This is a genomic window from Vulcanisaeta sp. EB80, from assembly GCF_002078205.2.
Genome location: NZ_LCWN02000024.1, coordinates 1 through 26,833 on the forward strand (window position 1 = coordinate 1; position 26,833 = coordinate 26,833).

Genomic DNA, 26,833 nt, shown 5'->3' on the forward strand with positions numbered 1-26,833 from the left:
GCATGGAAATTAGGTTTTTAAGGTAATAATGCTCTTCCTTAGGTTGATGAAGGTTCAGGTTAAATTCCTGGCCTCCCTATATGATGTGACCAAGGTGCTTAAGACGGAGATTGAGCTTCCAGACAATGCCACAGTTATGGACTTAATCAAGACAATCGATAAGGCAGTGAGCCCTAACTTTTCAAGTGTCATACTTGATGATGGTAAACTTAAGGATCAATACGTAGTGCTCATAAACGGTAGATCAATTGACTTCCTAAGTGGATTAGGAACAAGGTTATCTAATGGCGATGAAGTAACATTCTTACCACCGGCAGGAGGTGGTTGATTAAATTTTAAAAAATAGAATTCTAAATTCCACAAGGTTTTACGAGCTAGCTTCACCACCAACCCCACTGTTATAGTTCAACCATGAGGGCGATGAGAGAAGCGCGATGTACCCTCCAAATGTCTGCGTTAATGTTAGGTTCTCCTCAACAGACTTAGGCATGACGAAGAGCTCAACATCCTTCCTACCCCTGAGCATCAACGTTATATTCATTATCTCGTCCTCACCAACATCCTCGCTAACAATTACCAGCCTGGCTATGCCCTTCTTTATTGAGTCCATCACCGCGTCCTTACCGTAGACTAAGTACTCGGGCTTCTTAACGGCTAGGTACATGACCTCCTCCATGAGCTTCTTCGCCTTCACGTACTCAGTCTCCTTTAGCTTATCCTCAGCGTTCCTGATAGCCTCAAGGACGCCACCAATGTCTGCACAGCACGCCGAGACAATGGCTATGACCTTATCCCTAATCCTATGATCAAGCTCACCCTCCTCAAGGAACTCCTCCTTAGTTGGACCTGGACCAGCAACAACAATACCCTTTAGGTTTGGTATTTCAGTAAATATCTTATTGGCTCTCTCGGCAACCAATTTATAGAATGTCTCGGCGAGATGCTCCGTCTGCCTCTTATACCTAAGGGCTGATTGACCACCGGCTGCGTGCTTATTAGGTACGAAAAATTCCACCTTATCAGCAACCTCCCAGTAATTACCCCTAAGCAATGCTATAACGGCCTCACCCCTCTCGATAACTATTATACCGTAGGTATCACTGCTCTTAACCATGGACTCCAGAATCTCCGTGTGGAATGACGTATCACATATGTACTTGAACGTCGATATTGGTATTGGCGGTATTAATGCGTGGAACACCCACTCATAATTGCCCGGATTAATCATGTGAAAGCCTGCAAAGATTGCTAAACCATTCTCGGGAGCCTTTGATATACCCTTTATTGAGTTAATAATCCTCTCAAGGGCATCCTGAACATGGGTCCTCGTGGTCTTATCCTTAATATTACTAGCCAAAGCCCACTCCTGCCTAAGCATTGAAACGACGTCGGGTATTGGCCTATTACTATTTATGTAGAGGCTAATGAGTGTGGTGGCATAGCCCCTATACCTCCTAAGCAGGTTTATCATAACCTTAAGCTCCGAGAAATCCTTTATTCCAGTACGTCCACGAAACCGTAGAAATGCCCAGCACTTTAAAAACCTTACGTCATGGGTAGAGTAATGATAGAATAGGAATAGATTTTAAACAAATATTAAAACGCCACCAACTTATTAGTGCAATTACACCACGTCGACCTAAATAACTTAATGAAGAACTACACAACAGCGATACTACTCCTTGGTATCCTTAACGGCATCCCTGATGAAGAAGTAGGACGGAGGTATGATAACAAGACTAATGGCAATGCTTCACCAAAGCCCACCCATAGCAAAAGCTAACGCAAAACCCCATGAACACCGTCAGAGAGGTTGATGAGAGGGACGAAGAGACCGATGAATCATCCCTAAGGTGAGTAGAAAGTCAGATGTTAACGCGATGCATAATTTCATGTGAGAAGGGTATGTTGTTCTATAGCATTTCGACAGCCACTGCCGTTGCTCCACCTGTTCCATGGCATAGTGCGGCTATCCCCTTCCTGCCTCCCTTGTACATTAGTGCTGATATTAGTGTGGTCACTATCCTAGCTCCACTGGCGCCGAGTGGGTGTCCTAGGGCTATTGCTCCGCCGAATATGTTCATTTTATCGTATGGTACACCCAACTCCTTGTGAACCAGTACATTGACTACGGCAAATGCCTCGTTGACCTCGAAGACGTCTACATCGTTTATTGACCAGCTAACCTTATCTAGTAATTTCCTTATTGCGTAAATCGGCGCCTCTGAGAACCTCCAGGGTTCGAGCATGTGCCATGAATAACCAACGATCTTAGCTACGGGTTTTAAGCCAAGTTCCTTGGCCTTCTCTTCAGTGGTTAGTAATAGTGCGGCTGCTCCATCGGATATTTGTGATGAGTTACCGGCTGTATGGAGGCCGTTTGGTCCGAAGGCTGGCTTCAACTTAGCCAGTTTTTCCAGGTTTGTGTCTGGTCTTATTCCCTCATCCCTATCTAGGTATATCCTCTCGCCATTTATAATGGTATCTACGGGTTCGAGTTCTCGGAAATACTTATTCTCGGTCGCCCTCAATGCCCTCATGTGGCTTTCGTAGGCAATCTTATCCAGCTCCTCTCTAGTTATCTCGTGCTCCATTGCTACCTTATCTGCCTCCTGGCCCATTAGCATCATGTTTGTTGGGTCGGTTAAGCCATCATACACCATGAGATCCACGAGTTTGAGGTCTTTACCTATTAGGTGTTTGATTCCCCACCTGACTTCGTGATTTAGGGCAAGTGGTGATGTGCTCATGGACTCAGCGCCGCCAGCTATTACTAGGTTTACATCGCCAACCTTTAATGCCCTGACTGCCTCGATTATTGACTGCATGCCCGATGAGCAAACCCTGTTAACAGTGAAGGCGCTCACGCTATTTGGTAAGCCAGCTAGTAGTGCGGCGAACCTACTAAGGTTTTGTCCCATGCCTCCCTGCAGGGTTGATCCGAAGATTACCTCATCAATGAGTTTCCCATCAATACCAACCCTATTTATTAGTGATTTAATGGTCTCGGCAGCTAGGTATGGTGTCTTAACGTTCTTAAAGGCACCACCGAACTTACCGATGGGGGTCCTCACGAAGCCTACGATAACGATTTCCTGATTCACATTACACAAGATTTCTCCATGATTTTAAACCTTATTTATTTTTAATATTAACAATTAAGGTTAGACGATGGGCAAATAATTATTCAACAATCAGTGCAGGTGGAGGGAAACGCATTAATTGCCCGCCTTCTGTTAAGCTCGATGGACATTCTGGAGAAGCTTCATGGGCTCTACGGACGTGAAATAGATAATCAATTAATTAAGTACCTAAGTAAGGATGCCGATGCGGAGTTTAGGGAGGCAATTACGTACCAGGTATCCACTGGTGGCAAGAGGTTGAGACCGTTAATAACATTAACAGCAGCCCAGGCCTGCGGTGGTGATTACAGGGATGCACTACCTGCCGCGGCAATAGTCGAGTTAATTCATAATTACTCGTTGATCTATGACGACATAATAGACGAAGCCCTATTAAGAAGGAATAAACCAACGGTGAGGGCTAAGTATGGCGATAATGCCGCAATCCTCATTGGTATTTGGTATAGGGAGGCTATTGAGGAGGCTATCCTGGAGACCAGGGATCCACCATCCTTCGCTAGGGAGGTTGCTAGGGTTATACGCGAGATCGATGAGGGTGAGAGGTTGGATATATTACTCGAGTACGCTGGTCGTAAGGATCCGTACTTCGTGAACAACAGGTTGGGACCGAGACTCCTAAATAATTGGGGGTCTCTATATGAGACCTATGTTAGGATGATTAGCCTTAAGACGGCGGCATTAATAAGGACAGCATCCGTATTTGGCGCCATGTCAGCGGGGGCTCGACAATGTGTAAATCCAATGGCTGAGTATGGTACATACCTAGGGCTAGCCTTTCAAGTCCTCGATGACATACTGGACATCTTCGGTGATGTTAGGAAGTTTGGTAAGGAGATTGGTAAGGATATTAAGGAACATAAACTTGGTAATGCCGTGATTGTGATGGCGCTCAGAGAGCTTGATAATGAGGGCAGGTCTGAACTGCTGGGCGTGCTTGGTAAGGGTACTGTGACTGATGAGGATGTAAAGAGGGCTGTTGAGATAATATCAAGGACAAATGCTAGGGAGAACGCCCTAAGGATGGCGATGGAATACGCAGAGAGGTCAGAGAGGGCGTTGGATTCATTGCCTAGTAATGAGCATGTGGAGGATCTTAAGGAAATCATAAGATTTACTGTCACTAGGGAGTTTTGATGAAGCTCTTCCTAATTAAGCTTGGGGGTAGCGCAATAAGTGATAAGTCAAAGCCGCTCAGTTACAGGGAGGATTGGGTTAAGAACCTTGGCAAGACCCTACTTTCGCATTATAAGTTGGGTAGTAAATTCGTGCTTGTTCATGGAGGTGGTAGTTTTGCGCACCCAGTTGCGTTGGCTTATGGATTGAGTAAGTACAGAGATTATGAGCAGTTGATAGGTGTCTCACTAACATCCTCGGTGCTTAATTACCTCAGTATGAAAATAACGAATACTCTATCAACGGTCGGCTTACCGATATACCCAATGAGGACGGGATCTATATACACAATCAGAGATGGCAAACCCCAATTGTTGATAGACCCCACCCACATTATGGGGCTAATCAATAGGGGCGTTATACCGATGCTCTACGGCGATGTTGTACCTAGTGACGAGGGCTTCTCCATAATAAGCGGTGATGACATAATGCTGGACCTAGGTATTAAATTGAGACCTCACGCGGCGATATTCCTAACAGACGTGCCGGGCATACTGGGCAGGGATGGCGGTGTGATCAGGGAGTTCTCGAGAACATCCATTGCGGATGAGAAGGGTACTGAACATACCATCGATGTGACTGGAGGATTAATAAGGAAGGTTAGGACTGCCCTAGAACTATCTAGTCACGTAAGGACGTACCTATGTGCAATATGGGATTTGGAATCAATAAGCAAGGTACTCAATTGTGAAGACCCGGTTAATTGCACGAAATTCGTACCCTACTGATCATTGAATAAAACCTCATTAATGTATGTGGAGTTACTTAATCGAACCCCATAGATTACACCACCAGCACTAACCGTGTTATGCGGTTTGACTAGTATGAGCACTGGGGAGTACATATTATTAGCATTGCACACATTGCTAGCGTTAATCCCCAGGTCAGTGAGTAGGTTTGGTAGTAATGTACCATAGCCCACTATGGGCATTGAGGCACCTGTGATGTTGCCCCAGAACGCGGTGGTTATTAGGAAGTTGGTTGATTGAATATTGAATCCACAAAGCTCATACACATAACCATCGAATTGCTGAATTACATACGGTGTCGCAGGTGCCTGTGTTACTGGTTCTGGAAACACGACAACCACCACCTCATAGCCATGGTAAGCCGTGGCATTGTAAAGCACAGTCCATACATTACATGCCTGGTTTATCAAGTATGGGTCATCAATTGTTAGGTACATAATTATGGGTCTCGTATTATTTATCAAACCCAGCGCCGTTGAGTTTATGAAGGACATGTTGTATGGGTTTATTAACGTAGCCAGCATGTACGTAGTAATTGTTGTGGCATTTGGCTTAGGTGCCTGTTGCGGCACCCCTAACTTACTTAACATACCTGGTAGGAATAAAACGGCTATGAAGGCTGCCTCGCCAAAAATAACAAGTGCCAACGCTAGGTAGAAAAACCTCCCTCTATGCTTTTTGGTACCCCTGGTCTTCCTTGACTTCGACATGCCTACGGTAAGCATCACTAACAATTATTTAATATTTCTCTCTCACCTTCCACTTCCTCCTTACCATGCGCATTTTCTCTACTGGTCATTAAATTTTATCGTGGTTTGCATGCTAAACATGCTCTATCCTTTTCTTTATTCGATATAATTAAAATAAGCCCCAATGCCATGAGTAACGTGAGGATACAAAGCGTGCACTTAAAGCTTTAATTAATTGTGTTCGCACATACCGTTTAATGAAGGCTATCGCACTACACGGTTTTGGTTCAAGCCCTGAAAAAATAAACTGGTTAATTGGACCATTAAGAGCCCTGAATATTGAAGTGCTAGCGCCATCGTACAGGGATTTCGAGGATGGCTTAAATAAAGTCGGCGAATTGATAAAGGGTGGTGGGCGATTTATAATTGCTGGGCACTCAATGGGTGGTGCCATAGCCTTATTGACCGCGTCCACGCTGGAGGGTGTTGATTGCGCTATTTCGGTGTCAGGTCCAACTGATAGGCTTGCCCAGGTAAGGTGGCTAAGCGAGGGTGAGCCTGGCAGTATAAGGAGGAGGACGTACGAGGAATTGTTGAGGATTGATAGTAGGCAGGTAACGGAGGAATTCCTGAGGAGAACCTCACCAATTAATTACCTAAGACCTGGTTTACCACCAATATTGCTAATTCATGGTGCTAATGATGAATTAGTGAATATAAATCAAGTCATGAATTATTATGAGAAAGCCAAGTCTCTTGGCAATGTTATTGAGTTCATTAGGGTTGAGGGAATGCCCCATACACCGAGAGGTAAGGACATTAGAATCATTGCTGATGCTATCGAGAACTTCGTACGAAGGTATTGCATTAGGTAAAATTGAAAAGTAGGAGAATTTTAAATTAATCGTTAATCAGCTACGTAGGTCTCCAGGTGGGAGTCCTCATCAATGTACGGTATTTTAACGAGTTTATGTCTCTTATGGAGAGGCAGTAATGACTTGTGTATCATGGTCTTACAATCAACGCACCAAAAGAACTCCTCCTCACTCTCCTCATTAAATTCCATAAAGAACGGGCACTGCCAATCAGCCATAACCATTCTCATGTAGAATGGACTATCCTTATTCATGCACATTCCGATGTTGTCACGTAACTCATGAAGCCTAAAGTACCTGCAATTTAGGCACTTAATTTCCATAATAGTACCCAATTTTTACTTATAACTAGTATTAATAAATCTATCTCTAAGGGCATTAATTATATTTCTATATTCATAACTATGGATCATAATATTTAAATTCTCTAACATAATGCAAATGTCATATGAAGGTCACGGTTATAGGCGAGAGGGAGGTCAATGAGCTACTGGATTTCCCTGAAAGTGCGAAGAAGCTTGTGGATGCAATTGCGTCGGCATTTAGGGATTATAGTGTTGGTAGGGTTGTGATGCCTAGGAGAACGGTTATGTACATCGATAATGATTGGTGGGGCGTAATGCCCTGCGGTTCACGTAATGTGGGTTTTTCAGTTAAGATAGTTAATGTCATTGAGAGTAATAAATTACGTGGTTTACCGACAACTCAGGGTATCGTCATCCTCTTAGATGATACAACAGGCGTACCCTTAGCTGTAATTAATGGTACAGCCCTCACAGCCTGGAGAACAGCCGCAGCTAGCGCTGTCTCCATTAAGTATGTCGCGGCAAGTGTAGATAATGTGGCGTTGATAGGTGCCGGTCTTCAGGCTAGGTATCATGTTCTTCTATTAACAAGGGTCTTTAATATAAAGAGATTGCTTATTTATTCTAGAACGAAAGGTAAGGCCATTGAATTAATGAACCTTGCCCGAGATAGGGGTGTGGACTCAGTTATAGTTGATAGTGGCTTTGACGCCGTTAAGCAAGCCGATGTCGTGATCGCATTAACCACGAGCAAGGAGCCTGTGATTTACGGCTCGTGGCTTCACGAAGGTATGCATGTGATATCCGTTGGAGCACCAGAGAGGGGGTCAAGGGAATTTGACGACGATGTTATTCGTAAGGCCTCAGCCATAGTGGTTGATTCACGTGAGGCTGTCATTAACGAGACTGGCGATATAATAATTCCAATGAAGAATGGATTATTGGCTGAAAATAATTTGATAGAGATTGGGGAAATAATTGCCGGTCTAAGGCAAGGTAGAGCTAGCAGTAGGGATATCACCGTTTTTAAGACCGTTGGTATTGCTGTTGAGGACCTCGCTGCAGCATCGTATGTCTATAGGCTTGCTAGGGATAGAGGTATGGGTGTAACTATAGAGCTATAGAGTTTTTGTTTATATAAATAATATGCAAATGATGCAATGCATCGATGGAAACTTTTGAAGAAAAAGGTTTATAAACACACCCTGTGACACTGATGTTAGTGATTAACGTGGTGTCTCTCGTGACAATAAAGGAGAAGAGTACCGAGGAAATCCTCGAGGATGTGGATATTAAGTACATCCTTAGATGCATACTTAGGCTCTCACCAACCGAGGTGGAGATTTATTACCTGCTACAGAATAGGGCTAGGGAGCCATTAACGGTTGCTGAAATATCTAAGGAAATGAATAAGTCCAGAAGCACCATTGAGAGATCGCTCGTTAAACTTGTACAACTCGGTTTAATAGCCAGGAGACCCGTCCTCGCTAAGAACGGTGGCTACACGTACGTTTACTACACAAAGCCTATAGATTACGTTAAGCAAAAACTATTACAGCTCATAAACGCTTACTACGAGAGGTCAAAGCAACTGGTTGAGAACCTAACATCCGCGGCACTGATGGAATCATTAAATAGCATGGCTGCTGAGGATAATAGTGACAATTGATTTATTTAGAATTAAAAACTATTATTACTTAATTCTAAACTAATCATTAAATCCCGTAAACCTTCCTCAACCTCATACATTATGAAGTCAATACCCAATGATTTGTCGGCAATAATCAATAATGCTAATTTACCCATGGACTTTATTATCAACATATCCTGACCGAGTGATATAACGAGCTCTGACAGAGATGCATTACCAAGGGCCTTTCTTATATTACCCTCTAGGTTCTTTATTGATGATACTATAAGGGCTCCTAACCACTTTGGGTTTACGTTAATATTGTCCCTCATGGCCGACGATATCGTGAACCCATCCATTGTAACTAATGCGACGAATTTAATGAAATCGCTAGACTCTAGTATTTCGCCTAATTTCGATCTAACGATCTCGCTGAGGGTTTTTCCTGGCGTAGCGTTATTTGTTGTTGTTGAGAGCACATTTTCTATTCTAAATACACCTTTTAAAATCTTTATTTGCAAATAAAGTGTGGTTACTTAATAATCACGCAGTTGTATCTTCCTGTTGATTTTGACTGATTTGCTGTTCATTCTGTGTCTTGAGCCATTGCTCCACGATGTCATAGCCATAAATTGCCTTAAACATCTCACGACCAAGTCTGGTCATTTTCAGCGGTGTCCATGGCGGATCAAACACGACATCAATCTCTATATCCTTAGCGTCAGGTATTGCCTGCTGTATTGCCGCACCAACCTGATAACCGAGGTTCTCCGAGAGTGGACATCCCACGGCGGTTAGGGTCATTTTGACGTGCACAACCTTATCGTCACCCATTGTAACCTCGTATATGAGGCCTAGGTCATACACATTTATTGGTATTTCTGGGTCATATACATTACGAAGTATTTCAATTAATTCCTTAACTTTATCATTAGGTAGATTGGTCTTGAATATTGGTTCCTCGCTTTCCACGGCTTGTTCATTATTTGCTAGTTCCTCGTTTGACACTACCATCAGTAATCACCAACAGTGTCACGGAGGGTCATTTAAAAATCTAACTAGCTTGGTGATTGATGTTACACGTGTTCTTACGGAGTTCGGATTATCTTCATTAGGTAGGGATTTAAAGTCAAAATCATAGTGTAGGCTGTCGTTAGGTATGCTTAGGGTATATAGGGTTGATCCGATAAACCCAAGCCCAGAAGCCATAAGGATTGCTAGCGACTACATTAAACGTGGAGACCTGGTTGCCTTCCCAACGGAGACAGTGTATGGTTTAGGAGCGGATACATTTAACGCCAATGCCTGCTTAAAGGTCTTTAAGGCTAAGGGTAGACCCCCTGACAACCCATTGATTGTTCACGTATCTAGCATTGATGAATTAGGTAAGGTCGCAATAGACATACCTGACATAGTGTGGCAGATCGTCAATAGGGCATGGCCTGGACCATTAACATTAATACTGCCAAGGTCTCCCGATGTTCCTAAAGAGGCGACTGGCGGTCGTAACACGGTGGCGGTCAGATCCCCAGCACACCCCGTCGCACTAATGCTAATTAAGTACTCGGGAACACCCATAGCTGCACCTAGCGCTAATAAGTCAGGTAGACCAAGCCCAACACTCGCTGAGCACATAATCGAGGATTATAAGAATGATAATATCGACATGATACTACTCGATGCAGGATCTACGTTCTTCGGCGTTGAATCTACAATAGTGGACGTAACTAGAAACCCACCAGTACTGCTAAGACCTGGGCCGTTCACACTTGAGGAATTAAGATCCCTATTTGGCATGGACATAGTAGTACCTGAATTCGCCAGAGGTCTTGGTGAGGCCGATGCAGCCTTGGCGCCAGGTATGAAGTATAGGCACTATGCTCCACGCACCAGGCTGCTCATTGTTGAATGCGGCGATTACGACATGCTAGTTAAGACGATTCACGACACCACCGTTGATTATCTAAATAAGGGTATGAGGGTTGCCCTGTTAATCACCAAGGAAACCGCCGAGCTATTATCCACGAGGTATACCGAGATTAGTGAGTTACCGATAATATTACTAGGCTACAGAGGAAATCCATACACTATAGCCACTAATCTCTTCGACTCACTTAGGAATCTTGATAGGGTTAACGTTGATATTGGTATTGCCGAGGGTATCGAGGAGAGGGGCATCGGTTTGGCAATTATGAATAGGCTAAGGAAGGCATCTGGGTTTTCCATTATTAAATGTTGATATTGCATAATCTTTACGGAAAACTTTTCATCTCTTTGTCATTCGTGATTATTATGTAATATAATTGATTTAGTATTGTAGGCAGTTAAAGCTTAAATAAAGTATTAATCTGCGTATTAATGGGTCGGGTATGATCACGATAATAGGTAGTGGGCGTGTTGGCGCAACTACAGCCTTCGCTCTACTGTTTTTCGAGGTGGATAATGAGGTCGTCCTTATAGATGTAATAAAGAATCTGCCCCAGGGTGAGGCTGTTGATTTAAATCATGCAGCGGCAATTTTAGGTAAATCCGTTAGGTATAGGGGTAGTAATGATTATAAGGATATGGAGGGCAGTGACTTAGTAATAGTCACGGCGGGTTTAGCTAGAAAGCCTGGCATGACTAGGGAGGAATTGGCGGGTAAGAATGCGGAGATCGTTACTTCAATAGCCGAACAGATAAAGAGGTATGCACCAAACTCGATAGTCATAATAACGACAAACCCACTGGACGCCATGGTGTACGTTCTATACAAGAAACTAGGCTTCCCAAGAAATAGAGTGATTGGGTTCAGTGGAGTGCTTGACTCTAACAGGATGGCTTACTACGCATCTTTACTTGTCGGTATAGCCCCAGAGTCGATAATACCAGTCGTACTTGGACAGCACGGTGAAAACATGTACCCTGTACCCGAGGCCTCATTCATATATGGAAAGCCACTCACGGAGTTCATAACTAAGGAGCAGTATGATGATATCGTTAAGAAGACCGTGCAAGCCGGCGCAGAGATAACGAGTTTAAGAGGATTCAGTAGTAATTGGGGTCCGGCTGCAGGTTTAGCAATGATGGTGGATTCAATAAAGAGGGATAGGAAGAGGGTTTTTGAGGCTTCGGTCTATCTCGATGGTGAGTATGGCGTTAAAGATGTCTTCGCCGAGGTGCCTATTGTGCTTGGTAAGAATGGTGTGGAGAAGATAATAGAGCTTAAGCTCAATGACGAGCAGAGGAAGAAGTTCCTTGATAGTGTTGAGGCAATAAAGAGGAATCTGGCACAGGTTCCGCCCCAATTCTTATCGTAAGTAAAAATTTAACCACATATTACATCAAAATCTTCATCCCATCGCGCACAACCCTCTGTAACTCGGTCATAACCTTTGACGCTAACTCTTCATGGTTCACCATATACTTAGCAATAATCCTCAACGCGTCTGTGAAATTACTTATATAACTGCTCACAAACTCGGGATCACTTACCATTAATAATCCATTATTAATATTACTTATAAACTCGCCAATCGTATTGGCTAAATCATTACTTACGCAATCATTCAATCTGGCTGTTTCAATCAATCTCTTTTCTTTATCGAGGTGATCCCTTACTAAGTTTAGGAGTTGGTCTTGTAAATTCACATTATTTCTGGCCTTTATTATCAGTAGCAATATCATGTAATGTTCAATCATTATTATGGAGTATGCCGACGCTAGTAGATTAATTATATTTTCTATACAATTATTATTCATACGTATTATGTATGATGGTTCATTTTTATTCTTGATTTCATTTACTTGATTTGCCGCTTCTCTTTACCTCCCCTAGAACTTCTCCATACATGCTTACCGAGAATTGCTTACCACACTTTGGGCATGTTATTGAGATGCCCATGTTATACCAGGACTCCCCCATCTCGACCTCAAAGGTGTGTCCGCAATATGGGCACTTGGCCCTTATCCTTAGCAACCTCTCTGGAACACCACCGCTGTATTCCCAATCCTCAGGAAACTCCCACGCCTCACCTTCGCCAGATGACATACCAACCATGGACTTAATTATTATATAAAAATCTTACTGACCAAACCGCCCACGAACAGGCTGTCTTAAAATAGGGTTTTAAATCACGAAAAACCTTACTGCTTTTGGTGAGGGTTTGTTCCCTATTCTCTGGTGGGAAGGATTCAACCTACGCGCTGCACTGGGCTGTGCTTAAGGGTTTCAACGTGGCTTGCTTATTAACACTAAGGCCTGGGAGGACTGATTCATGGATGTTTCACTATCCAAACATTGAGTGGACCAAGTATCAAGCGGAGGCTCTTGGCATACCCCAGGTAATCTACTATACCAGCGGTGTTAAGGATTTAGAACTCATTGATTTGAGGAATGCCCTCATTAGTATTAAGAGGGATTTCGGCATTGAGGGCATCGTGACTGGCGCACTGCTTTCGGATTACCAGAGGATGATGATAAACATAGTCGCTAAGGACGTTGACCTCAAGGTATACTCGCCGCTGTGGAGAAAGAACCAGGTTAACTACCTTAGGGACCTGTATAGGCATGGATTTCGTTTCATACTAACCTCAATAAGTACCATGGGCCTGAACCCAAAGCTCCTCGGTAAGGTCCTGGGGATCAACGATATTGAGGAACTAATAAACTCCGCGTTGAAGTACGGCTTCAATCCCGCACTTGAGGGTGGGGAGGGCGAAACGTTTGTGGTTGATGCACCATTGTTTAGGTACGAGTTGGTGGTTGAGGATGGTGAGGTCAGGAGGCTTGGTGAGTATTCCTGGGTATACATAATTAAGTCCATTAAAACTAAACCTAAGGTTCAGTGATTGGGCATGGGTTACGTACTTAAGGACTGCGATTACGCGATATCCTGGATTAATGGTGAGTTACGAATAATTAAGAATGCTACTGTGGTTATTGAGGACGGCTTAATAGCAGGTATTAGTGAGGGTGCGTACTCACGTGGGTTCGAGAATATTGACTGTAAAGATCACATACTAATGCCAGGCCTTGTGAATGCGCATACGCACACGCCGATGTCGTTATTCAGGGGCTTCTTTGATGACGCAGAGTTACCGCTTTGGCTAAGTAAGATCTGGAATGTTGAGAAGGAGCTGAATTATAACATCGTTTCGGCGGCTAGCGAATTATCGATAATAGAGATGATAATGAGTGGTACCACAGCGTTCACAGACCAATACTTCTACCCACAGGCCACAGCAGAGGTTGTGCTTAAGTATGGATTAAGGGCAGCGCTTGGACCTCCATTCATGGATACGATGAGGGATCCTAAGCAGGTTGAGAATGAGCTTAGGAATTTCGCCAGTGAGTACGCTAGTTCGCAATTAATAAGGCCTATAATAAACGTTCACAGTGTCTATACTGTAGGTAGAGATACGTTATTGAGGATTAAAGAATTGAGTGATGAACTTAACCTGCCAATCCATATTCACGCGTCCGAGACTAGGGATGAGGTTTATGAAATTAAGAGTAAACACGGCGTATTCCCAGTTGAGTACTTAAACGCACTAGGTCTGATCTCGAGCAATTTACAGCTGGTGCACCTCGGTTGGGTCACAAATTGGGAATTAGGGATCATAGCGAAGGCTGGTGCAAAGGTCATTCACGCACCCACATCAAACATGAAGTTGGCAACCGCGGGCCATTTCCCAATGAGAGAATTGATGGATATGGGCGTGATCATAGGCATAGGCACCGATGGGCCTGCCAGCAACAATTCCCTGGACATGTTTAGGGAAATGAAAATGGCAGTACTCCTCCAGAGACACTCTTACTGGGACGTTGGCATTAAGGCACATCATGTGTTTAGGGCAGCGACAATCAACGGTTACACAATACTGGGTCTAAGGGGTGGATGCCTAGATAGGGGTTGCGTGGCCGATGTTGTACTCCTGGATTCTAAAAATCCGCAACTCCAACCCTTAAGGACAGACAACCTATTATCAAACATAGTTTATTCGGTAGATGGTTCAAGTGTGGATTTGGTGCTCGTTAATGGCAGGTTAATTTATGAAAAATCCAGGGATTATTACGCGCTCAGGGAGCGGGCGGTGAGGCTTGGGAAGGAAATAAATGAGTTTATAGGGAGGTTCCTTCCCTAAGGGAATTGATCCGCAGCGAAGTGGGCGATCACAACCCTACCCATGTCCTCCCTGCTCCATGCCCTTCCCATAACCTCGGTGTTAAATGCTGAGACGACATTACCAACCTTGTCAATAGCTATTAACCCAATATTGCCAGGTCCGAACAATTTCGTGACATAATCCACAACCTGCCTAACGGCATCACCAATACTAACGCCGTCCCTCACCAGATTGGCAACCCTTAATGATGCCATAGCCCTAATAATGAACTCCCCAATGCCTGTGGCGGATACGGCGCAGACACCATTCTCAGCCCAGTAACCAGCCCCAGGTAGAGGGGAATCACCAACCCTACCTGGCCACTTAAGTATCGTACCACCTGTTGAGGTCGCTGCAGCTAAATTACCATCTCTATCCAGTGCCACAGCACCAACCGTGCCCATTAAACCAAACCTTCTTGCAAGTTCGGTATTTCTTTCGTAGCGTGTACGTAAACTCCTAATTAATGAATTATACCTATTGATCTTATTTTCATTGATCAACTCCGTAGATGGTACCCAAAGATTGAACTGCTTAGCAAGCTCCTCAGCCCCATCACCTACAATAAGTACGTGGTCCGTCTTCTCCATAACTAACCTGGCAAGCCTTATTGTATTAATCACATGCCTAACAGCGGCGACGGCACCAACGCTTAAGTCCTTGCCAAACATGATACCAGCGTCCTGCTCAACCTCACCGAAGAGGTTTAGCACCGAGCCCTTGCCCGCATCGTATGATCCGTCAAACTCCATCACGGACACCGCCTCAACAACCATATCCAAGGCATTACCCCTCCTCGCAGCTTCCAAACCGGCATTAACGGCATTAATCAACCCCCTAAGGTACCTTTGCCTATGCTCCTCGTTTACGAAATAACCCATACTACCTGCCCCTCCATGGACGGCTATTGTGGCCTTTATGTTCATCAAGGCTCGTTCATTGGGCATGCTTAAATGCATTACTTATTTATCGTATATGCGCAAGTGATATTTACATATTTTATTAATTTAAGAGCATAACTTGATTTTTATCGCGATTGGATAATTAATGTTAATGTCAAGTAAGCTTACGAAAACCGAGGAGCTAGCCGCTAAGCTTTACTTTAATGATGGATTAAAGCCCAAGGAGATAGCCCAGAAGTTGGGCATATCCGTAAACACGGTGTATAAGGCAATTTCTAAGTATAGGTCCTTTACCATGAAGAATGGCGAGCAAACCGTGTCGCAGATGTATAATGATCATGGCACCACTAATCCTAAGGCTGAGGATAATTCCTACTCGTCTAATAGTGATTACGGTAATTATATATTCAATGTAAAATTATCAATAATAACAAACTACGCCCCTGATTCATCGCTTAATAATTATTCCGACCTTATATATCAGGGTGAGTTTATGAAGGAATTGAAGGCATTAAAGGAATTGATTAGTAAATTGATCGATAAGGTGGAGGAACTTGAGAGAAGGAGTAATATTAACTGCCAGAATAATATACAAACGCGTGATGAACAATCTGACAATGAATTCCAAGTACCAGACTTCATCCGTGATAATCCATGGGTTGATGTCCTAAGATTAAAACGGGACTCATAGGGCTGGTTTTGATCCATAGGTAGTTATTTTACGACTTTACGCTAATTACTAGACTCGGTTCAGCTCAACTGCAACATTGGTACTCTTATTAATTTTAGATTAATGCTTAAGGTAATACGTTATTGAGGTTTTCTCTTGGTTTCTTTTTGTTTCTCTCTTTCAATTATTAAGAGAAAAATGGTTTATATAATGTTTCGTTGTTTTCATTATGTGAAACAGAACGTAATGAGGAACATGTTTTATGCGTTAATGGATACGGTAGCGGCAATACTACTCTATTTTGTATTTCCAATAATACCCATCTACGTCTTCATACTGCTCCTAATAATGGTACTCACGGCATCAATACTTACTAGGTATGGTCTATCCTCAGCCGTTTTAATAACGTACGTAATACTCATCTTCATAGTTTCGCTAGGCCATGCATCATTATTAATAATGCCATTATTACTGCTCACGTACTTAATAACGGAGGCTGGTGTCATTACTGACGTGGCGCTCATATCATGGACACTTCTTTTCACACCACTTTATTGGTTATCTATACCATTATCCACAATCCCATCAATTAAGGGATACAGCATCAGATCTGCCGTTGTATTCACACTGCTATTACTACTCTATGTCATCGCAGCCGCATTCATGGGCATCAAATGGGTGCCAATAATTAGGGTATCAATATCGAACCTAAACTTTATTCATGGTATCGAATCCATGCTCTCCAATGAACCGCTATCGTTAAGTGTAGGTTATGGTAACCTAATCAATGCATCGTTATACCTATTGATGATCATTGTGGTAGTCATACCACCGGTAGTAAGTAAGTACTTAATCACCACCATCACCCAGGTAAATCTTAACGGAAAAATAATCCGCCTACTCACGAACTTTATACCCCCCGTATTAACCACAGCCATACTTTATGTATTACCCATGATAGGGAGTTCCGAAATAACTCCCCTATTTTTATTGGGTTCAGTAATCACGGGATCCATAGGCTACGTGATCGATGAGGTATCACTTAATAGAGGAAGTATTGCATCATTCATTGATAAGGGGAAGAGGACACCAACAATAATACCAATCACAGACCCCCTGGTTATCACGGAGTATGGTCATTGGGCTAAGAAGTTACCTAGCGAAGATTTGGAATTCATAAGTAATGCTATAGATGTGATCTCGAAGTCCAGGGTAATAGCATTACGTGCAGAATTACCACAAGATAAGTTAGACATAATCAGTAGGGTATTGTTTGGAGTAACCAGAACTAAGGGTTTCATAATTAAGGGAGACGATATAGAATACATACCGGAGGATGTTAGATGGTTCGTTAGATCCCATGAGAAATCCCTGCTGGTTTTAACGTCAAGTCATATAAGTAAGGGCGTTATTCGTGAATTAATAGATTACGCCGAGCAAATGAAATCTAATGTAATCTTTATAAATATTAATAATAATTTAGCCAATAAATTAAGGAAGTATGGCGTTGAGACCCTTTATTATTACGATAAAAGCGAGCAACTAAATCAGCAACTGAAACAAATAAATGAGAACACAGCACAGTCAACTCTAAGCAATAACGCAATTACCACTATTGAGGATGTGACAAGACCAAATTCTCAGGTAGATATTAAGAACCCCTCACCCAGACCTATCATTAGCGATAATTCCAATGAAGTCGTTAATAAGAATACTGATAACGTCATAATTCGTAGTATAGTACCTAACGTTAATAATACTATGGAGGAACACACCACAAAGCAGGCACCTAAGAAACAACCATCAACTATTGAGGTGGAAAGCAAGAGGTCTGGCGTGGACAAACATGTGGTTAGGGAGGTTACGGTAGCGCTAGACCCAATTGACTTAATAAACATGAGTGTTAAGTCTAAGTTAATTGATTACCTGGACTCATCAATTAGGCTTAGGGATATGCTTGCAAATTTGGGTCTTAGGTACATGTCGACAATATTGGTAATAGGACCTCCAAGATCTGGGAAAACCGCCCTCATAAATTACGTGGCTAAACACCTCAATTTGCAGATCATTAATTACGCAGATCCAAAAGCGTTTATAGCAGATAATGCTATAATTCACGTACCAAACCTCGAAAATGCACTCAGCGAGAACCTGGATCATATACATAACCTAGTCAATAATGCTAGAGCTAAGCACATCACTGTGGTTTTTGAGAGTAGTAGTCCGTGGTTGATTGATGAGAGTTTCATAAAGGATAATGTTGATGCCGTGGTGACCGTGTTACCGCCTGATGATGATTACATCGATGAGATCGTAAATAACAAACTGGGCATTAGTGGTGATGATGCGGATATTATTAAGGCGATAATTAAATCATGCCCAGCGGTGGAAGCGATTGAGAAAATAAGGCATTACCTATCCTCCCACGGTGCCTTAGGCGTGATATGCAGTGACTCCTTTAGTAAGTATAGGGAATTCGCTAAGACACTAAGTTTTACTTAATAAGAGGTATTTGTATGAATTATTGCAATGAGGATTAGGATCGCCACAAGGGGCAGTAAGCTATCACTGATACAGACAAGGATTGTGATGGATATGATAAGGAGAATTGAGCCCAACATCCAATTTGAAATAGTTATTGTGAAAACAACAGGCGATATTGTTCAAGACAAACCGCTCTACGCAATCGGTGTTAAGGGGATTTTCGAAAAGGAGGTTAACCTGGCATTACTAAGGAATGAGGCCGACATTGCTGTACACAGCCTTAAGGACCTACCCAGCGAAATAAGCCCCGGCCTAGTACTGGCTGGGTTCTCACCTAGGGATCCACCCTATGACGTATTGGTCACAAGGAATGACGGCCCAAACAACTTAGCGTCATTACCCAGCGGTGCCAGGGTTGGTACATCAAGTGTTAGACGTAGGGCGTTCCTACTTAATGTGAGACGTGACTTAGCGATAGACGTTATTAGGGGCAATGTGGATACAAGGGTGAATAAATTAATCAATGGCCAATACGATGCTATAATCGTGGCCGAGGCAGGTCTTACTAGATTATTTGAAGACCCTAGGAAAGTAGGTATTAAGTACTGGCGAATACCGCTCGACGTATTACCTCCAGCGCCTGGGCAGGGCATAGTAGCCATCGTTGCGCGCGAGAAGGACACAGACCTCGTGGATTTACTCACTAAGGCAAGCGATCCCAGGGCTAGAATTGAGGCGCTCGCTGAAAGGGCTTTCCTAAGGAGCGTGGGTGGTGGCTGCCACGTACCAGTTGGCGGCATTGCAGTGCACGATGGTCATAACCTCGAGTTCATAGCCGGCATCGCGGATATCGATGGACGTAGAAAGAGGATAATAAGGGTCTTAGGTTCACCAGATAATCCAGAGAATGTGGGGATTAAGGCAGCTAACGAATTATTGGCAGGGTGGAGTAGGTGACAAAAAGAAATAACGGGTCTCGCCCTTCAGGGCGGAGAGGAGATCAGTAATACCCCCTCGCCTTTAATGGGTTTCGTAAGAATCTCGAATGTTACCTTCACCCTTTTATCGAGATTGTATCTATTTTACTTTATCTTACTCTTAAAGGGCAAGTTTACTGTCCTGTTGTTAATACTTTTCATACAGGTTTCATATAAGTAATTTATACAAGTAAAAGATTACTTACCTGTGGCCAAGTTGTACTTTGATGGAAATATGGAATTAATCAGGAATATGGTGATATCAATAATTGGTTTTGGAAACCAAGGCAGTGCCCAAGCGCTTAATTTAAGGGATGGTGGGTTTAGGGTATTGATTGGAAATATCGAGGATGAGTACGCTAAGAGAGCTAGAGACCTTGGTTTTACCGTACATTCAATACCCGAAGCCGTGAAACTAGGTAATGTGATAGTTATGGCAATACCAGATGAGGTACAACCTGAGGTGTGGGTTAAGGATATTCAACCGAATTTATCCCCAGGTAAAATAGTGATATTCCTAAGTGGCTACAACGTCTTTTACGGCTTCATAAAGCCACCCAGAGACGTTGATGTAATAATGGTCGCGCCGAGAATGATTGGTGAGAGTGTTAGGGAAAACTTCCTGAACAATAAGGGCTTTCCCGTCCTTATAGGGGTCTCCAACGACTACAGCGGTAAGGCCTGGGATTACGCACTAGCCTACTCAAAGGCGATAGGGGCCATTGGTAGACCTGGTGGTGTGGCTGTTGAGTCAAGCTTTGAGGAGGAAACGATTACGGACTTGTTTAGCGAGCACACATGGGCAGGTGCATTCCTATTCCTACTAGCTGAGGGTTATAACGTGCTTATTGAAAACGGCGTATCACCAGAAGCCGCAATGCTTGAGCTATGGGCCTCAGGCGAGTTGGTGGCAATAACTAAGGCAATAGCCGAAAAAGGTCTCTTTGCGCAATTGAAGGGGCATTCGACAACAAGCCAGTACGGTCACTTAACGAGGGATTCGTGAAGCTGTTTCGGTTTTCATTATTATCTGTGGTGTTTGTTTTCATTGATGCTTTATGCCCTTTAGGGCTATTAGGTATGCTGATGCTCTGTGCCTATCTAGTCCATATTTCTTCATGATTTCGTCGTGTTCTGTTGAGTTTGTTGTTCCCCTTGGGTTTACGTACTTAGTCTCTATGCCGTATAGTGGTGCCTTTAGGGCTATCCTCTCGGTGATTGTGCTTCTGAAGATTGTGACCTTGTGGTTGTAGCTCCCATGCTTCCTATCACCATTCCTAACCCATATTAGCCTTAACCTACCGAGGACCTCCGGGTTTTCTAGGAATAATGTCTTGACACCGTGGTGATAGGCATAATCAAGCAATTCGTGAATCCTCATACCAATTAAACTCCAAGCCTTGTGCTTGGGAAAGCCTCGTGCAGTCACCTCACTAAACCAAAACGTCCTGTGGTCGATGAGTTCACCGTCATCGTTAATAATCGCCAGGTTAATCCTATCGGTATTAACATCAACGCCACCAATGAGCTTACCATTATTTCGTCTATATCTAGCCATGTGCTCATAGTAAATGTCCAACGGTACCGTCATATGAACCTCACCGCGAACCCACAGTTGATTATTTCTAACACCATAGTCCCTAATCACGACCCTACCCATGTATTCAACACGCCCAGTGAGGATTGCATTGAGCAACTCCCCATAATTCTTCGGCACGGTTGGTCTAACCACAACCCTACCAATCAACCCATCAAACCTAACCGTAGTCACATGGAATTCATGGTTTTGCTTCAAGGTGATGCTCTTAGCAGGGTACTCCAATTCGCTTTGTTGGAACATGAGCCAGCCAGACAACTCAACACCCCTAAAATCAACACCCAAAGCCCTACACGACTCATAAATACCCATCACGAGGGTCACAGCACCATCAGCATACCTCCTATTCGGAACAACCCCATAAGCAACCTCCCTAAACACACTCACCCAACCAACCTTATTACCGGGCAAGAATTGCAATCGCTTCGCCAAAGCCAACACCCTATGCGCGGCTATCTTAAACCACCAAGCAGTTGATAGTAACTCCTTAGCCACATCACCATTGGCATTGAACGGTAACTTAATGGTTATGTAATCCACAAAGGGATATCCCCCAAAAGATTTAAAAACCTAACCCCAACACCCTCACTAGTTACCCTGGGGTCCCGAGACCCGCAGGGCTGGGAACCGCGGGCGACCGTTGGGGAGCCACTGCGGTGAGCGGCTTCAGGGAGACCGTCGAGAAGGAGACGGCGGATCAACCGCCATCTCCGGAGAGACGGTACCCAAGTGCTTGGTGGTAATACGCCGTATAATGTGTTGAGAAATCCAGAAATTATTAACCCAATACCCATGATGAACCCAGTACCTAACCTATCGGCTAGGACACCACCGATTAACTGGGCAATGACATAACCTATGAAGAATACGGAACCAACAAGCCCAATAACGGAACCACTAACACCACGTTTTAGGAGGAAAGGCGTCAACTCACCCCAGAATACCCTAAGCAACAGCGACATTAGAAACGATGTAGAGGCTAACGCCAAACCAAACCACCTAAACCGCATTAAACAAACCATGTCTACTGCATTTTTAAGCTAATTTCGGCCATAGTCTTGGTTCAATAATTATAAACTAGGGAAAAGGTTTTTATAATAATGACTATTTATACCGAATCGATGAAGGTTGAGGTCAAATTTTTGACTTTAGTTTACGAGTTAACTAGGAAATTGAGAGTTGAGATTGAATTACCTGATAATGCTACGTTACTTGATTTAATAAGGAAAATTGATGAGGAGGTATACCCTGGCTTCTCAAAGGTTATGCTTGACTGTAATAGTAATGTTAGGGAGAAATACCTCGTGCTTATTAATGGTAGATCGATAGACTTCCTGAATGGTGTAAATACGAGGTTAGCTGATGGAGATGAGGTTACATTCCTACCTCACTGCGGTGTTGCATAGTTATTTAGCATGGAAATTAGGTTTTTAAGGTAATAATGCTCTTCCTTAGGTTGATGAAGGTTCAGGTTAAATTCCTGGCCTCCCTATATGATGTGACCAAGGTGCTTAAGACGGAGATTGAGCTTCCAGACAATGCCACAGTTATGGACTTAATCAAGACAATCGATAAGGCAGTGAGCCCTAACTTTTCAAGTGTCATACTTGATGATGGTAAACTTAAGGATCAATACGTAGTGCTCATAAACGGTAGATCAATTGACTTCCTAAGTGGATTAGGAACAAGGTTATCTAATGGCGATGAAGTAACATTCTTACCACCGGCAGGAGGTGGTTGATTAAATTTTAAAAAATAGAATTCTAAATTCCACAAGGTTTTACGAGCTAGCTTCACCACCAACCCCACTGTTATAGTTCAACCATGAGGGCGATGAGAGAAGCGCGATGTACCCTCCAAATGTCTGCGTTAATGTTAGGTTCTCCTCAACAGACTTAGGCATGACGAAGAGCTCAACATCCTTCCTACCCCTGAGCATCAACGTTATATTCATTATCTCGTCCTCACCAACATCCTCGCTAACAATTACCAGCCTGGCTATGCCCTTCTTTATTGAGTCCATCACCGCGTCCTTACCGTAGACTAAGTACTCGGGCTTCTTAACGGCTAGGTACATGACCTCCTCCATGAGCTTCTTCGCCTTCACGTACTCAGTCTCCTTTAGCTTATCCTCAGCGTTCCTGATAGCCTCAAGGACGCCACCAATGTCTGCACAGCACGCCGAGACAATGGCTATGACCTTATCCCTAATCCTATGATCAAGCTCACCCTCCTCAAGGAACTCCTCCTTAGTTGGACCTGGACCAGCAACAACAATACCCTTTAGGTTTGGTATTTCAGTAAATATCTTATTGGCTCTCTCGGCAACCAATTTATAGAATGTCTCGGCGAGATGCTCCGTCTGCCTCTTATACCTAAGGGCTGATTGACCACCGGCTGCGTGCTTATTAGGTACGAAAAATTCCACCTTATCAGCAACCTCCCAGTAATTACCCCTAAGCAATGCTATAACGGCCTCACCCCTCTCGATAACTATTATACCGTAGGTATCACTGCTCTTAACCATGGACTCCAGAATCTCCGTGTGGAATGACGTATCACATATGTACTTGAACGTCGATATTGGTATTGGCGGTATTAATGCGTGGAACACCCACTCATAATTGCCCGGATTAATCATGTGAAAGCCTGCAAAGATTGCTAAACCATTCTCGGGAGCCTTTGATATACCCTTTATTGAGTTAATAATCCTCTCAAGGGCATCCTGAACATGGGTCCTCGTGGTCTTATCCTTAATATTACTAGCCAAAGCCCACTCCTGCCTAAGCATTGAAACGACGTCGGGTATTGGCCTATTACTATTTATGTAGAGGCTAATGAGTGTGGTGGCATAGCCCCTATACCTCCTAAGCAGGTTTATCATAACCTTAAGCTCCGAGAAATCCTTTATTCCAGTACGTCCACGAAACCGTAGAAATGCCCAGCACTTTAAAAACCTTACGTCATGGGTAGAGTAATGATAGAATAGGAATAGATTTTAAACAAATATTAAAACGCCACCAACTTATTAGTGCAATTACACCACGTCGACCTAAATAACTTAATGAAGAACTACACAACAGCGATACTACTCCTTGGTATCCTTAACGGCATCCCTGATGAAGAAGTAGGACGGAGGTATGATAACAAGACTAATGGCAATGCTTCACCAAAGCCCACCCATAGCAAAAGCTAACGCAAAACCCCATGAACACCGTCAGAGAGGTTGATGAGAGGGACGAAGAGACCGATGAATCATCCCTAAGGTGAGTAGAAAGTCAGATGTTAACGCGATGCATAATTTCATGTGAGAAGGGTATGTTGTTCTATAGCATTTCGACAGCCACTGCCGTTGCTCCACCTGTTCCATGGCATAGTGCGGCTATCCCCTTCCTGCCTCCCTTGTACATTAGTGCTGATATTAGTGTGGTCACTATCCTAGCTCCACTGGCGCCGAGTGGGTGTCCTAGGGCTATTGCTCCGCCGAATATGTTCATTTTATCGTATGGTACACCCAACTCCTTGTGAACCAGTACATTGACTACGGCAAATGCCTCGTTGACCTCGAAGACGTCTACATCGTTTATTGACCAGCTAACCTTATCTAGTAATTTCCTTATTGCGTAAATCGGCGCCTCTGAGAACCTCCAGGGTTCGAGCATGTGCCATGAATAACCAACGATCTTAGCTACGGGTTTTAAGCCAAGTTCCTTGGCCTTCTCTTCAGTGGTTAGTAATAGTGCGGCTGCTCCATCGGATATTTGTGATGAGTTACCGGCTGTATGGAGGCCGTTTGGTCCGAAGGCTGGCTTCAACTTAGCCAGTTTTTCCAGGTTTGTGTCTGGTCTTATTCCCTCATCCCTATCTAGGTATATCCTCTCGCCATTTATAATGGTATCTACGGGTTCGAGTTCTCGGAAATACTTATTCTCGGTCGCCCTCAATGCCCTCATGTGGCTTTCGTAGGCAATCTTATCCAGCTCCTCTCTAGTTATCTCGTGCTCCATTGCTACCTTATCTGCCTCCTGGCCCATTAGCATCATGTTTGTTGGGTCGGTTAAGCCATCATACACCATGAGATCCACGAGTTTGAGGTCTTTACCTATTAGGTGTTTGATTCCCCACCTGACTTCGTGATTTAGGGCAAGTGGTGATGTGCTCATGGACTCAGCGCCGCCAGCTATTACTAGGTTTACATCGCCAACCTTTAATGCCCTGACTGCCTCGATTATTGACTGCATGCCCGATGAGCAAACCCTGTTAACAGTGAAGGCGCTCACGCTATTTGGTAAGCCAGCTAGTAGTGCGGCGAACCTACTAAGGTTTTGTCCCATGCCTCCCTGCAGGGTTGATCCGAAGATTACCTCATCAATGAGTTTCCCATCAATACCAACCCTATTTATTAGTGATTTAATGGTCTCGGCAGCTAGGTATGGTGTCTTAACGTTCTTAAAGGCACCACCGAACTTACCGATGGGGGTCCTCACGAAGCCTACGATAACGATTTCCTGATTCACATTACACAAGATTTCTCCATGATTTTAAACCTTATTTATTTTTAATATTAACAATTAAGGTTAGACGATGGGCAAATAATTATTCAACAATCAGTGCAGGTGGAGGGAAACGCATTAATTGCCCGCCTTCTGTTAAGCTCGATGGACATTCTGGAGAAGCTTCATGGGCTCTACGGACGTGAAATAGATAATCAATTAATTAAGTACCTAAGTAAGGATGCCGATGCGGAGTTTAGGGAGGCAATTACGTACCAGGTATCCACTGGTGGCAAGAGGTTGAGACCGTTAATAACATTAACAGCAGCCCAGGCCTGCGGTGGTGATTACAGGGATGCACTACCTGCCGCGGCAATAGTCGAGTTAATTCATAATTACTCGTTGATCTATGACGACATAATAGACGAAGCCCTATTAAGAAGGAATAAACCAACGGTGAGGGCTAAGTATGGCGATAATGCCGCAATCCTCATTGGTATTTGGTATAGGGAGGCTATTGAGGAGGCTATCCTGGAGACCAGGGATCCACCATCCTTCGCTAGGGAGGTTGCTAGGGTTATACGCGAGATCGATGAGGGTGAGAGGTTGGATATATTACTCGAGTACGCTGGTCGTAAGGATCCGTACTTCGTGAACAACAGGTTGGGACCGAGACTCCTAAATAATTGGGGGTCTCTATATGAGACCTATGTTAGGATGATTAGCCTTAAGACGGCGGCATTAATAAGGACAGCATCCGTATTTGGCGCCATGTCAGCGGGGGCTCGACAATGTGTAAATCCAATGGCTGAGTATGGTACATACCTAGGGCTAGCCTTTCAAGTCCTCGATGACATACTGGACATCTTCGGTGATGTTAGGAAGTTTGGTAAGGAGATTGGTAAGGATATTAAGGAACATAAACTTGGTAATGCCGTGATTGTGATGGCGCTCAGAGAGCTTGATAATGAGGGCAGGTCTGAACTGCTGGGCGTGCTT

At 43.7% G+C, this 26,833-nt stretch carries 30 protein-coding genes; 17 read left to right on the plus strand and 13 right to left on the minus strand.

Annotation, left to right across the window (positions count from 1 at the left end; translation table 11 throughout):
- Nucleotides 1–46 precede the first annotated feature (46 nt).
- Nucleotides 47–328 (plus strand): MoaD/ThiS family protein, encoded by a 282-nt coding sequence (locus B7L70_RS05815; protein ID WP_081226944.1) that lies wholly within the window; start codon nt 47–49, stop codon nt 326–328.
- A 39-nt stretch (nt 329–367) separates the two neighbouring features.
- On the opposite strand, the gene prf1 (B7L70_RS05820) is transcribed toward B7L70_RS05815, so the two are convergent.
- Complete coding sequence (gene prf1, locus B7L70_RS05820) at nt 368–1,471, minus strand: peptide chain release factor aRF-1 (protein WP_238376126.1); 1,104 nt, start codon at nt 1,469–1,471, stop codon at nt 368–370.
- A gap of 442 nt (nt 1,472–1,913) precedes the next feature.
- Entirely contained in the window at nt 1,914–3,104 is a 1,191-nt protein-coding gene (locus B7L70_RS05825; RefSeq protein WP_081226946.1) for a thiolase family protein, read from the minus strand.
- Nucleotides 3,105–3,245: 141 nt separating this feature from the next.
- Here B7L70_RS05825 and B7L70_RS05830 point away from each other — a divergent pair, with 141 nt between their 5' ends.
- Together B7L70_RS05830 and B7L70_RS05835 are read left to right on the plus strand one after the other, a co-directional pair.
- Entirely contained in the window at nt 3,246–4,277 is a 1,032-nt protein-coding gene (locus tag B7L70_RS05830; RefSeq protein ID WP_081226947.1) for a polyprenyl synthetase family protein, read from the plus strand.
- Nucleotides 4,277–5,044 (plus strand): isopentenyl phosphate kinase, encoded by a 768-nt coding sequence (locus B7L70_RS05835; protein ID WP_081226948.1) that lies wholly within the window; start codon nt 4,277–4,279, stop codon nt 5,042–5,044. The genes B7L70_RS05830 and B7L70_RS05835 overlap by 1 nt, the downstream gene beginning before the upstream one ends.
- Here B7L70_RS05835 and B7L70_RS05840 read toward each other — a convergent pair.
- Nucleotides 5,038–5,775 carry a hypothetical protein gene (locus B7L70_RS05840; RefSeq protein ID WP_081226949.1) on the minus strand — a complete coding sequence of 246 codons (738 nt, stop codon included), beginning with the start codon at nt 5,773–5,775 and terminating at the stop codon, nt 5,038–5,040. The genes B7L70_RS05835 and B7L70_RS05840 overlap by 7 nt on opposite strands.
- Nucleotides 5,776–6,011: 236 nt before the next feature.
- Here B7L70_RS05840 and B7L70_RS05845 point away from each other — a divergent pair, with 236 nt between their 5' ends.
- Complete coding sequence (locus B7L70_RS05845) at nt 6,012–6,629, plus strand: S9 family peptidase (RefSeq protein ID WP_081226950.1); 618 nt, start codon at nt 6,012–6,014, stop codon at nt 6,627–6,629.
- A gap of 32 nt (nt 6,630–6,661) precedes the next feature.
- Here B7L70_RS05845 and B7L70_RS05850 read toward each other — a convergent pair whose 3' ends face one another.
- A complete protein-coding gene (locus tag B7L70_RS05850) occupies nt 6,662–6,952 on the minus strand; it encodes a hypothetical protein (protein ID WP_238376127.1) in 291 nt (96 codons plus the stop codon).
- Nucleotides 6,953–7,077: 125 nt separating this feature from the next.
- On the opposite strand from B7L70_RS05850, the gene B7L70_RS05855 reads away from it, so the two are divergent.
- Nucleotides 7,078–8,058 carry an ornithine cyclodeaminase family protein gene (locus tag B7L70_RS05855; protein WP_081226952.1) on the plus strand — a complete coding sequence of 327 codons (981 nt, stop codon included), beginning with the start codon at nt 7,078–7,080 and terminating at the stop codon, nt 8,056–8,058.
- Nucleotides 8,059–8,150: 92 nt separating this feature from the next.
- Entirely contained in the window at nt 8,151–8,603 is a 453-nt protein-coding gene (locus B7L70_RS05860; RefSeq protein ID WP_081226953.1) for an ArsR family transcriptional regulator, read from the plus strand.
- A gap of 11 nt (nt 8,604–8,614) precedes the next feature.
- On the opposite strand, the gene B7L70_RS05865 is transcribed toward B7L70_RS05860, so the two are convergent.
- Nucleotides 8,615–9,043, minus strand: coding sequence for a hypothetical protein (locus B7L70_RS05865; protein WP_081226954.1), 429 nt, complete (start codon nt 9,041–9,043; stop codon nt 8,615–8,617).
- Between the two features lie 64 nt (nt 9,044–9,107).
- Nucleotides 9,108–9,578, minus strand: a complete 471-nt coding sequence (locus B7L70_RS05870) for a metal-sulfur cluster assembly factor (protein WP_081226955.1) — start codon at nt 9,576–9,578, stop codon at nt 9,108–9,110.
- Between the two features lie 145 nt (nt 9,579–9,723).
- On the opposite strand from B7L70_RS05870, the gene B7L70_RS05875 reads away from it, so the two are divergent.
- Entirely contained in the window at nt 9,724–10,803 is a 1,080-nt protein-coding gene (locus B7L70_RS05875; RefSeq protein ID WP_081226956.1) for an L-threonylcarbamoyladenylate synthase, read from the plus strand.
- Nucleotides 10,804–10,933: 130 nt separating this feature from the next.
- Nucleotides 10,934–11,863 carry a malate dehydrogenase gene (locus B7L70_RS05880; RefSeq protein ID WP_081226957.1) on the plus strand — a complete coding sequence of 310 codons (930 nt, stop codon included), beginning with the start codon at nt 10,934–10,936 and terminating at the stop codon, nt 11,861–11,863.
- 19 nt (nt 11,864–11,882) lie between these two features.
- On the opposite strand, the gene B7L70_RS05885 is transcribed toward B7L70_RS05880, so the two are convergent.
- Nucleotides 11,883–12,305, minus strand: coding sequence for a hypothetical protein (locus tag B7L70_RS05885; RefSeq protein ID WP_081226958.1), 423 nt, complete (start codon nt 12,303–12,305; stop codon nt 11,883–11,885).
- A 37-nt stretch (nt 12,306–12,342) separates the two neighbouring features.
- Nucleotides 12,343–12,594 carry a hypothetical protein gene (locus B7L70_RS05890; RefSeq protein ID WP_101940244.1) on the minus strand — a complete coding sequence of 84 codons (252 nt, stop codon included), beginning with the start codon at nt 12,592–12,594 and terminating at the stop codon, nt 12,343–12,345.
- 107 nt (nt 12,595–12,701) lie between these two features.
- Between B7L70_RS05890 and B7L70_RS05895 the strand changes: the two genes are divergently transcribed.
- Together B7L70_RS05895 and B7L70_RS05900 are read left to right on the plus strand one after the other, a co-directional pair.
- Nucleotides 12,702–13,394, plus strand: a complete 693-nt coding sequence (locus tag B7L70_RS05895) for a diphthine--ammonia ligase (protein WP_081226960.1) — start codon at nt 12,702–12,704, stop codon at nt 13,392–13,394.
- A gap of 6 nt (nt 13,395–13,400) precedes the next feature.
- Nucleotides 13,401–14,690, plus strand: a complete 1,290-nt coding sequence (locus tag B7L70_RS05900) for an amidohydrolase (protein ID WP_081226961.1) — start codon at nt 13,401–13,403, stop codon at nt 14,688–14,690.
- Here the strand turns inward: B7L70_RS05900 and B7L70_RS05905 are convergent.
- Nucleotides 14,687–15,637 carry an isoaspartyl peptidase/L-asparaginase gene (locus B7L70_RS05905; RefSeq protein ID WP_081226962.1) on the minus strand — a complete coding sequence of 317 codons (951 nt, stop codon included), beginning with the start codon at nt 15,635–15,637 and terminating at the stop codon, nt 14,687–14,689. The two genes, B7L70_RS05900 and B7L70_RS05905, sit on opposite strands and share 4 nt — an antisense overlap.
- 127 nt (nt 15,638–15,764) lie before the next feature.
- Here B7L70_RS05905 and B7L70_RS05910 point away from each other — a divergent pair, with 127 nt between their 5' ends.
- The 4 genes from B7L70_RS05910 to B7L70_RS05925 all read left to right on the plus strand — a co-directional run bounded on the left by B7L70_RS05910 (nt 15,765) and on the right by B7L70_RS05925 (nt 20,750).
- Nucleotides 15,765–16,304, plus strand: coding sequence for a helix-turn-helix domain-containing protein (locus B7L70_RS05910; RefSeq protein ID WP_081226963.1), 540 nt, complete (start codon nt 15,765–15,767; stop codon nt 16,302–16,304).
- 210 nt (nt 16,305–16,514) lie between these two features.
- A complete protein-coding gene (locus B7L70_RS05915; RefSeq protein WP_238376128.1) occupies nt 16,515–18,785 on the plus strand; it encodes an AAA family ATPase in 2,271 nt (756 codons plus the stop codon).
- Nucleotides 18,786–18,812: 27 nt separating this feature from the next.
- Nucleotides 18,813–19,724 (plus strand): hydroxymethylbilane synthase, encoded by a 912-nt coding sequence (hemC, locus tag B7L70_RS05920; RefSeq protein ID WP_081226965.1) that lies wholly within the window; start codon nt 18,813–18,815, stop codon nt 19,722–19,724.
- A gap of 228 nt (nt 19,725–19,952) precedes the next feature.
- Entirely contained in the window at nt 19,953–20,750 is a 798-nt protein-coding gene (locus tag B7L70_RS05925; RefSeq protein ID WP_238376129.1) for an NAD(P)-binding domain-containing protein, read from the plus strand.
- A gap of 39 nt (nt 20,751–20,789) precedes the next feature.
- Here B7L70_RS05925 and B7L70_RS05930 read toward each other — a convergent pair whose 3' ends face one another.
- On the minus strand, nt 20,790–21,881 hold the full coding sequence (locus tag B7L70_RS05930) for a hypothetical protein (RefSeq protein ID WP_081226966.1): 1,092 nt from the start codon (nt 21,879–21,881) through the stop codon (nt 20,790–20,792).
- Complete coding sequence (locus B7L70_RS05935) at nt 21,869–22,351, minus strand: MFS transporter (protein ID WP_081226967.1); 483 nt, start codon at nt 22,349–22,351, stop codon at nt 21,869–21,871. The genes B7L70_RS05930 and B7L70_RS05935 overlap by 13 nt, the downstream gene beginning before the upstream one ends.
- 111 nt (nt 22,352–22,462) lie before the next feature.
- Here B7L70_RS05935 and B7L70_RS05940 point away from each other — a divergent pair, with 111 nt between their 5' ends.
- On the plus strand, nt 22,463–22,747 hold the full coding sequence (locus tag B7L70_RS05940; RefSeq protein WP_081226968.1) for a MoaD/ThiS family protein: 285 nt from the start codon (nt 22,463–22,465) through the stop codon (nt 22,745–22,747).
- 53 nt (nt 22,748–22,800) lie between these two features.
- Nucleotides 22,801–23,082 carry a MoaD/ThiS family protein gene (locus tag B7L70_RS05945; protein WP_081226944.1) on the plus strand — a complete coding sequence of 94 codons (282 nt, stop codon included), beginning with the start codon at nt 22,801–22,803 and terminating at the stop codon, nt 23,080–23,082.
- A gap of 39 nt (nt 23,083–23,121) precedes the next feature.
- Here B7L70_RS05945 and prf1 (B7L70_RS05950) read toward each other — a convergent pair whose 3' ends face one another.
- Both prf1 (B7L70_RS05950) and B7L70_RS05955 read right to left on the minus strand, forming a co-directional pair.
- Nucleotides 23,122–24,225 (minus strand): peptide chain release factor aRF-1, encoded by a 1,104-nt coding sequence (gene prf1, locus B7L70_RS05950; RefSeq protein WP_238376126.1) that lies wholly within the window; start codon nt 24,223–24,225, stop codon nt 23,122–23,124.
- A gap of 442 nt (nt 24,226–24,667) precedes the next feature.
- The gene (locus B7L70_RS05955) at nt 24,668–25,858 is read right to left on the minus strand and encodes a thiolase family protein (RefSeq protein ID WP_081226946.1); all 1,191 of its coding nucleotides are present in this window, start codon (nt 25,856–25,858) and stop codon (nt 24,668–24,670) included.
- 141 nt (nt 25,859–25,999) lie between these two features.
- Here B7L70_RS05955 and B7L70_RS05960 point away from each other — a divergent pair.
- The coding region (locus tag B7L70_RS05960; protein WP_081226969.1) for a polyprenyl synthetase family protein at nt 26,000–26,833 on the plus strand (834 nt) is incomplete at its 3' end.